The 9,092-nt window shown below is 60.2% G+C and carries 4 protein-coding genes and 5 pseudogenes; 6 read left to right on the plus strand and 3 right to left on the minus strand.

Annotated features, from left to right (window positions below):
- From ACZ53N_RS35240 to ACZ53N_RS35260, 5 genes and pseudogenes are all read left to right on the plus strand, one after another.
- A pseudogene (locus ACZ53N_RS35240) lies at positions 1-114 on the plus strand (IS982 family transposase); the annotation flags it as partial.
- A gap of 565 nt (positions 115-679) precedes the next feature.
- Positions 680-2,515, plus strand: coding sequence for a hypothetical protein (locus tag ACZ53N_RS35245; protein WP_469144837.1), 1,836 nt, complete (start codon positions 680-682; stop codon positions 2,513-2,515).
- A gap of 243 nt (positions 2,516-2,758) precedes the next feature.
- Positions 2,759-2,872, plus strand: a complete 114-nt coding sequence (locus ACZ53N_RS35250; protein ID WP_469144840.1) for a hypothetical protein — start codon at positions 2,759-2,761, stop codon at positions 2,870-2,872.
- Between the two features lie 277 nt (positions 2,873-3,149).
- Positions 3,150-3,257, plus strand: a pseudogene (locus tag ACZ53N_RS35255) (transposase); the annotation flags it as partial.
- 212 nt (positions 3,258-3,469) lie between these two features.
- Positions 3,470-4,918: a hypothetical protein gene (locus ACZ53N_RS35260; RefSeq protein WP_469144838.1), complete on the plus strand. Its 1,449-nt coding sequence runs from the start codon at positions 3,470-3,472 to the stop codon at positions 4,916-4,918.
- A 22-nt stretch (positions 4,919-4,940) separates the two neighbouring features.
- Here the strand turns inward: ACZ53N_RS35260 and ACZ53N_RS35265 are convergent.
- Positions 4,941-5,047: pseudogene (locus ACZ53N_RS35265) on the minus strand (IS5/IS1182 family transposase); the annotation flags it as partial.
- A 247-nt stretch (positions 5,048-5,294) separates the two neighbouring features.
- Between ACZ53N_RS35265 and ACZ53N_RS35270 the strand changes: the two are divergent.
- A pseudogene (locus ACZ53N_RS35270) lies at positions 5,295-6,648 on the plus strand (IS1380 family transposase); the annotation flags it as partial.
- A 391-nt stretch (positions 6,649-7,039) separates the two neighbouring features.
- Here the strand turns inward: ACZ53N_RS35270 and ACZ53N_RS35275 are convergent.
- Both ACZ53N_RS35275 and ACZ53N_RS35280 read right to left on the minus strand, forming a co-directional pair.
- Positions 7,040-7,261, minus strand: coding sequence for a hypothetical protein (locus tag ACZ53N_RS35275; protein WP_469144839.1), 222 nt, complete (start codon positions 7,259-7,261; stop codon positions 7,040-7,042).
- Between the two features lie 405 nt (positions 7,262-7,666).
- Positions 7,667-8,787, minus strand: a pseudogene (locus ACZ53N_RS35280) (ISAs1 family transposase).
- Positions 8,788-9,092: the final 305 nt, after the last annotated feature.

Consider the following 9,092-nt stretch of genomic DNA (forward strand, 5'->3'; position numbering starts at 1 on the left):
GAAGGTGTCACCGTCCGCGTCGCCCAACGCATCCTCGCGATGGCCGCCGCGATCTGGCACAACCACAAGACCGGCCAGCCCGTCATACGCTCCTTCATCGCTTATGACCACTGATCACATCGGAATGACTCGTCTAGGTGAGTTGCGGGACAGGCTTTAGAGATTCACCGCCGCCGCCGACATCCAGGTCTGCTTCTGCGCCCCGAAGAGCCCTTGACAGCGCGACTCGAACGAGTTAGTCACGCCCCAATCCGGATCAGCCCGCCCTGCCTCTCAGCAAGTTGACAACACCCCGGCATGTGCTGCGGTGGAACCTCATATCAAAATCCTCACCGATTCTCAACTACGCGGCATCGCGTCATGCTGGGCAACATCGTCCCTCTAAACCTCGTGAAGAGTGCGGTCGCAGATATTACCACTGGGAGGGTTACGTATTTTATGCTATGCATCGAGGGAGTATTCAGTCGGCGGTGGATCCGAATGTCCTGCTGAGATCGTTCCTATGTGACGGGACGCAGGAAAATCATCGCACACAGCCAAGGCATCTGTCGTTTCAGGAGGCAACTGATCCGAGCAAGAATAACGGCCCTATCTACACGAAAGAAAGCTGCAGAAGACCGATTGACTTGGAGGAGTCATTGTGAGACGAAATCGACCGATTTCATCTGCAAAAATTACCATGACGTCACTCATGGTTGCGCTTTTACTGCCCGCTCAAGCTGCTGCGGCGCCCAGCCTGCCTGGCGAGGACATCAACAGATATTTCGCAGACATCAACAAGACGCCCTGGAAGGTCACACATCCACCCATCGCAGCAGATACGCCTGGTTGCACTGGGCCGGGGTACAAAAACGTGGAGCAGTTTGATGTTTGGCCGGGCGGTAAGGTCCCCTGGATTGGAGAATTCATCAAAGCGGATAAGCATGCCGAGGGCGAAATTGAAGAAGTAATTTTAAGTCCCAGAAAAGGACTGAGGGCTTACGCTACGGGAAATATGAGCCTATCTGCCGAGAAACGGGATGTAGCGACCGAGGAAGACGCCGCAAATTTGGGAACGACATTTACGACTGATGTACAATCTAGCAGATACAGGAGCTCGCAATCGTCGAGTAAATACGCGGCGACTCACGAGGTAGGTGCGTCGGTCAAGTACTCAAACTCAGTTCTAGAGAGCATTGGAATCGACGCCAGCTACAAAAGCCTCAAACGCCAAAACGAGAGTGTTGTTATTGTGGAGGCAGACAACGTAGCGGGTAGTGTGGCGATCGCGCCGCCCCCGAATAATAGCCCAGCCGGGTGGTTTCCGGAAGGCACGAATTTCACAAAGTTAGAGACCCAGATCGACAAAAAAGATGTCGGCGTCGGGAAGCCTCTCCTTTACGTATCGAGAATTCATTACGGCAAACGACTGCTTATGGCGATTAAGTCAACAGCATCGTACAGCAAGCTGAGTTCTGCAGTAAATGCGTACCTTAAGGTTGCTCCACAGCCCCCGAAGAAGGCGCCTAAAGAAGAAGGTAAGGCTAAAGAGGATGGTAAGGTTAAGGAGAGTCCGAAAAGCACAGTAAGGCTAGCCAAGGCAGAGGAAACGACTGATGATGAGACGCCGGAATTGCCTGATGACGACAACATCGAAAAAGACCACGACAAAGCAACCACAGACGACAAAGCAACCACAAGCAAAACCAACGAGGGAGACCTTACGTTTAAGCTGACGAGCGAGCAGAGTCAACTACTGAAAGATTCCAGAGCTACTGTGACCACCGTAGGCGGGAATTCTGGACTTGTAATTCCTAATTTCGGATCCAAAGACTTCGCGAGTACCGTAAAGGAATACTTTTCAGGCAAGGCTCAGCCGGTAAAATTTGAGGTAAGTGTCGTTGGCTCTAACGAATTGGTGAGGCTTCCAGAGTCTGAGCCCGCAAGTAATCCTAACGCACCCCATGACTGCGCCTACTACTCTTCGGAAGGGACAGAGGCAACGTGGCAAATCAAAGTAGAGTCAATCGCATTAGGGAAAGTCGGCGGACCGGGCTGGAACTTTTTTAACTCTGGGACTTGCCCTGCCAATTTTTGGAAGGGAGAGGGTTACGCACAGATTTACGGGGAGATTGCTTTGGATGGGGAAACACTCTTTAGTCGCCCTCTAGCGAATGGATATACAAACTTTGGCACGAATGACGATGGCACCAGTATCGACTTAGGCAATCCAAAAGCTGGGGTGAAGCAGAAGAAATTTCCGCCAGATTTGAGAGATCATAACAAATATACTCCATTCAAGTTACATGTTGACCTCACGCGTCGCTTCCCTTATCAAAGCGGATCATTCGGCAGTTACGGCTGTTCTGTTGCGACCGAGCCTATCGAGGGTCCCGTAGATTTCTATATCCGTCCAGAGGAGAGGGTGGTGGGACAAGCCCCACTAGTAGGCGAGCCTCACAAAGGCAACGTGGAAATCGCTACCGGCACCCCTCAAAATACTCGCATCAATTACACTCTCACCAAAATCTCATAGCTTCGATCTTTCGTGACGGCTACCGAAGCAGGGCTGTTCCAAAGTCCGGATGGTCAGGTGAGGGCCGGGCTGCTTCCGATGCAACGAGGCTCCGTTGTGCGGGTGACCTTCCCAAGTCGCCTCCAGCAACGGAGCCTCGATGTGCCGCCAGTCTGCCACTGCCTGCCTGGTCAACTATCGCTGGCAGAGCGGCTGGTCGGGCTGCCGGACCCGCGCCGACGCCGGGGCGTACGTCACCCGTTCCTGGCGGTGCTGCTGATCGCCGCAGCAGCCGTCGTGGCCGACGCACGGTCGTACACGGCGATCGGGCAGCGAGCCTTTTCCAAGCTCACGTTGATGTGGCGTGTTGGAGGGTGAGGACGGCCACCACCTTCACCGACCCCGACCATCTTATCCGTCGGTTACGAAACGGCCTCCGCCAGCTCCAATACCGCAGTGACGTCATCGATGGATGCCTCACAGCGACCGGACTCGCACTGACGTCCCCCTTCAGCCTCAGTAATGAGTATCAGTCCTGAGCCCCCGGGCCCCGTCACGATGGCTACACACGGACCTCTTATTTTATATCCGTCCGATCTCGCGCTCTACGCGGGTCTGGGTTGGTCTCGGCTGTCTCTCCATGAGGCGCTCCTACGGGGGTCGAGGGCACCTGTACTGGCTCCAGGTCCTCGCCGGGATCAAGAACAGGGGAGTTGACGAGGTCTGTATGGCTGTCTGTGACGGGCTCAAGGGCTTCCCCGATGTGGATCCGGGGCAGTCCGGCCGCGGGCGGTCACACAAATCCCCTCGCCAGGTTACATGCCCTGCGTGAGCCGTGAACAGAGACCAGCCAGCGGCCGTCAACCAACCTTGATCAACAGGGTTTTGCATGGCTTTCCGGGACAGGGCGAATGTTCATTGATATCTTTCCGCAGGAAGAATTTATGAAACTAATCGACATGGAGAGAAGTGCACGTGAAGTACGACTCCTTCCTCTATCGCAACGGAAGTCAAGTTAGCAGAGGATTAATCATTTCGCCGATTATTGCCTCTATTCTTGCAGTAAGCCCTCCGCATCTGTATTTTAATCCTCAGCCTGAAGTCCTAAAGACGGCGGCGCAGGTAATCAAAACCTACGATGCCAGCGGTCAGCTACACAGCCTTACGGTGGAAGTGAACGCAGACTTTCCTGGAATTGCCGTTTATGACGGCATGAATCCGCAAGAAGTGAAGGGAAGTGGTGCTGCCTGGGATGCCGACGTGAAGAAGAAGCCTACCAGGCATGACGGCTCGCCTTTTACTGCCTACGCTTCTCGTGTCTGGGACGTGCTAGAGGATATCAAGAAGTCGCAGCAGGGCAAGGATCTCCTTGGGGTTTTCGGGGAGTCAAAGCCCGCAAGCGACTACCTGCTTCCAGCGGGCGACGAGAAGCACAACCGGCCGCTCTTCCTGGACGAGGCGGGCAATAAGTCAAAGATCAATGTAATCATCTCGCCCGGCCTGACTGCTTATTCACTTAGCGGCGTCATGAAATCATACCAGAATGCCCTGGGGGCGCGCTCGACAATTTCCTTTGACGTCGACACTATCAACGAGTTCCACAGCTCTGAGGTGAAAGGGAAATACATCGGCGCGCATCCCTCGGCTATCCTATTTCATGAGCTGCGCCATTCTGCGGCCTCGCTATTGGGGGTCGGGTTTTGGCGAGAGGACGGGTTTGCGTCTTACGAGACCAAAGTTAGGATCGCTAGCAGCTGGGGTAGGGGTGACCTTGTCATCCCGGTTGAAGAAATGGCAACCACCGGTTTTTGGAAAGATTCAGAGACATACCGAAACGTGAAGGTGGGGAAGACTGCCCCCGGTGATGATTTTTATTCTGCCCAAGCGCAAGAGGAAATGCTGAAACTGGGCGGGCAGGAAGATATGGATCAGTTTCTGAAGAACGCACTCAACGAGTCAGACAAAGTGCTTAAGCAACGCGAAGACGCCGGTGCCCTCACGGGAGAGGATGCCGGTGCGCTGAAAAAATTCAGGAGCCTTCGGAGGAAAGTTTACTCCCTCACCGAGCATGACTATAGTGCCGAAAAAAAATACCCCAGGCGGTTACTCTATAGGGCTCCTCGGGATGTCTTTTATGGCTACTCTCTTCTGGGTGAGAGCGTGAAGATCATTTCGATGGACGACCTGGAGAACCCAAAGCCCAACAACCCAAAATTGCCGAGGTTTGAAATTGTCCCCCCATGTGCGCACGGAGCTAGCAACCCAGGCTCAGTGTGTTTGCCGGATGAAGAAGAGGCCGTATGTCAACTCTGGGCTGCGGTCAAAAGCCCAGACGAAACAGATAAGTTGATCAGCAAGCGCAAAAACGACAGCTCAAAATTCCTACCCAAGTTCCCTTCGTCCTGCTCGCTGGGGAGAAAGTGAATAAGATAGTGTCCTGTGCGGCGAGTCGGACGAGTCGTTTGTAGCAACAGAGGGCAGCGGAGAGGCCGAGAAGGCCAGGTAATTGCGGGGATGGCGTTCGTAGCGGTGGTTGAGCCTGCGGTATTGGTCCGAAACGCTTGTCGTTCTGGGTTGTTGGGCTGGGTGTGAGGGCGGATTCCAGTGGTGGTTGCAACACGCGTGGTCAACTGGCTGTGGCCAGGAGCTTAGCGAGACGCTCGGCTGGGGTTTGTCAGCCTCGCGCTTTCATCAAAGTGGCTGTCCGGTACTTGATCGAAAAAGCGAGAAGTGCCCCTGACCTGCAACGATGGGACTTGTCTAGGGTCCTGTTGGCTGCAAGGAAAGAAGCACTTCTCAGGTGAAGAAGCGTATCGGGTCGTACCCGCGTGTCCGCGTCGAGGGCAATGGTCACGCGGTGGTGTCCCAGGCCGGGGCTGTGCTGCTGGTCGAGACCGTCCGCAAGGCCGGGCTGGATCAGGCGATGCCGACGACGCTTGCGCCGTGGCGTCGACCGCGGGCGGTGCACGATCCGGGAAAGGGTCCTGCTGGACGTGGCTCTCGCGGTCGCGCTGGGCGGGGACCGCCTCGCGGATGTCGGGATGCTGCGGGCCGAGCCGGCCGTGTTCGGCCCGGTGGCCTCCGTCCCAACCGTCTCCCGCCTCGCCGACACACTCGCCGCGGCTGGGCCGAAGGCCCTGGCCGCGATACGGGCCGCGCGGGCCGCAGCACGCGAGCGCGTCTGGAACGTGGCCAAGAACGCGGCCCCTGACGCCTCAGGGGAGGTGATCGTGGACCTGGACGGGGTGCTCGTGCTGGCCCACTCCGAGAAGCAGGACGCCACCGGGACTTGGAAGAAGACCTTCGGGCACCATCCTCTGATGGGGTTCGTCGATCACGGAAGCGGTGGCAGCGGGGAACCCGTGGCCGGACTGCTCAGGCCCGGCAACGCGGGCAGCAACACCGCCGCCGACCACATCACCGCGGCTGGGCTCGCCCTGGCTCAACTGCCGAAGAAGTACCGGCGCGGACGCCGGACGCTGATTCGTACCGACTCCGGGGGCGGAACGCATGAGTTCACAGCCCGGCTCGCCCAGCGCGGACGGTGGCTGTCGTACTCGGTCGGCATGACCATCACCGAGCAGATTCACCAAGCCGTACTCAAGGTCCCCGCCCCGGCCTGGACGGCAGCGATCGAGCCCGGCAGCGAGATCCGGGACGGCGCCTGGCTCGCCGAGATCACCGGCGACTGCCTCAAGGGCTGGCCGAAGGGAATGCGGCTGATCGTCCGCAAGGAACGACCCCACCCCGGCGCCCAGTTGCGGATCACCGACGCTGACGGACTTCGGCTGACCTGCTTCGCCACCAACATCACCGGCATGCCGATCGCAGCACTGGAACTGCGGCACCGCCGGCGAGCCCGAGCCGAGGACCGCATCCGGGCCGCGCGGGCCACCGGCCTGCGCAACCCGCCCCCGCACGACACCGCACAGAACCAGATCTGGCTGGAGATCGTCCAGCTCGCCCTCGACCTGCTGGCCTGGATGCCCATGCTCGCCCTGACCGGCAAAACCCGCAGGCGGGAACCCCGCCGTCTGAGGCTCCGTCTCTTCTCCGCCGCCGCCCAGATCATCACCACCGCCCGCCGCCGACACCTGAGATTCACAGCCCACTGGCCCTGGACCGACGTGATCACCGACGCCCTGGCACGGCTCGGCTCGTCCCGCCGAGCTAGATGGGGCGGAGATACCCAAGACGCCAGCATTGCTCCAGCAGGCTCGGTGGGTGCAAAGCCAGAAAAGACTCAGGACGACGACGGCTGTGCGGCGGCGGCTCCCATCCGGCGGCTCCTCTGCGGGACCGGCCCGGGTTGACGGCGCCGCACGGCGTTCCATGCAGCAATCTCGTCGAGATCGTAGAGCGGGCCCATAGCAAGAGTGCGCACGGCTTGAGGCGAACCATGTGCTTTGAGGGCACGGGCGGCGGCCTGCTTAGTGAGGCCCATAGTCTCAGCGGTTTCGACGAGACCCCCGAGCCGGGCCGGGTCAATGAGAGTGGCCATACATTCTCCTCAGACTGCAGCCTCGGCGCCGCGAAGGGCTGCGGCTACTCGGGGCGCTTGCCGATGAGTTCGGACAGCAACGTGACGAGGGTCGCATTCGTCTTTCGCTGCTCGGCGATAAACTTGTCCAGCTTCTGGTCCGTAGCAGCCTGGCCGAGGCGGATGGCGAGGACGTCACCCTTGATCACGCGCAGATCGGCGATGACCTCGTTCAGTTTGTCGTTGAGCTGAGCTGCGCCCTCTCGAGCAATGGGGTCTTCCGGCACGGTACGCCTTTCGCGTGGTGGCGGGGCGGTGCCTGCTCCGCCCTTTCATACCAGACCCTACCTCAGACAGATCCACAAAGTGAACGTATTGTGCGTGTATGTCCTGAGGCGTATGCGAAAGGGACCAGGCACGGCATCGTGCCGCCGAGCCGCCTCATGCACCCGGTACTCCGCCCCTCCTGCCTCCAGGGCAGGGCTTCGGCGTAGTCGCGTGACGTCCGGGTCGTGGTGATCTTCGCGCTCGGCGGCGTCTCCGGAACATGACAGGCACGGACTTCCAAGATCATGGAGTTCTCTGCGCCCCGTGATCCAAGTGGAAATCCGTGCCTGACGACGCATCATCGCTGATCCCGCCTGTCCTTGACCAGCTCCGTGACCATCCCAGGGCCCCGGCAAGGTTGTTGATCACGCGGTCAGGAGGAGGTTGATGGGGCGGTCGGTGTCGCGGGCGTGGTGTCGTAGGGCGGCGGCGATGTTCTGGTGGCCGTAGAAGCGGAGGAGGGTGATCGCGGTGTTGCGGAGGCTCGCCATGACGCGGGGCGCGTTGGCGGTGCGGACCTGGGAGCGGTCCTCGTCAAAGGTGACGTCACGGACCCAGTGCAGGCGATTCTCGATTTCCCAGTGCGACTGCACCCATGTGGCCAGGAGTTCCGGGGGTGCGGTGCGGGCGTCCGCGCTGGTGATCAGATAAGCGATCTCGACGGTCCGTCTGCCCTTCTTGGTGACGGTGCGCCGTAGCTGGGCGACCTGCGCGGCCCGGGTAAAGTCGATCCAGGCGGGGATGTCGATGGCCTTGAGAGTGCGGGTGGCACGGCGCCCGTGCCCGCGATCCGTCCTGGTCACGGCAGGTATTCGAGCCCAGGGCAGAGCTTTGAGACGTGCATACAACGACTTCTGATGGGCCTTCACGGTCAGGACGTAGTCGGCGCCGGCCTCGGTGATGCCGCGGTGGCGTGCCGAGTGTGCAGCGCATCCATGGTGACCACCGCTCCGTGGAGATCAAGGACCTCCAGCAGGTCTCTGACCGCGGGAATCTCGTTGCTCTTCTCACGCACGGCGACTTGGCCGAGCACCGCTCCTGACCGGTGCGCGAGCGCGGCGACCAGGTGCGGGGCCGACGCGTCACCGCCGCGTGCGCCCCTCACGGTCCTGCCGTCGATCGCGATCACCCGCCGACCCGCTACCCGCGCGGCCCTCGTCGCCGCCCATATCCCAAGGAGCGCATCGAGACGGTCCGCGTCCAATTTCGCGAACAGGCGCCGCAGCGTCGACTCATCCACCGAACCCCGTACCAGTCCCAGCTGTTGTACGGCCACCGCTCCGGCATCCCGAGCCCACTCCCCGATCGCCGTGAAACCCCGCGCTCCGGCCATCACCGCGCAGACCGCGACCGCGATCAGCGCGCCCACCGGGTGACGGACCCCGCGCCGACGGCGCGGATCGGGTATCCGGCCCAGCAACTCCACGAGGAGCGCATGATCCGCGACGGGCGTGCGAACAGGCACAAAGATGCGAGACGATGGCATGGCGCGGGCGTCGTTCCCTTGGTCGGACGGACGGCGTAGGAACCTCCATCCAACCCGAACGGAACACGCCCGCGCACCTCACACACCCGCAAAGCCCCACGTCACAGAGCTACCAGACGACTTTGCCGGGACCCTGGTGACCATCCAGAGGCCGTGCCCGAGGAGGTATCGGGTCTGCTGGAACGGCTGGCCGAGGTGCCGGATCCGCGTGATCCTCGCGGGGTCCGCCACCGTCTGGCCGCGGTGCTCGCACCGCGCCGCGTGTGCTGTGCTGGCCGGGGCGACGTCGCTGCTGGCGGTCGGCG

Source organism: Streptomyces sp. NPDC033229 (assembly GCF_055576875.1).

Coding starts and splice junctions, on each gene's coding strand:
- ACZ53N_RS35245 (WP_469144837.1), top strand. CDS start 680: ATGACGTCACTCATGGTTGCGCTTTTACTGCCCGCTCAAGCTGCTGCG.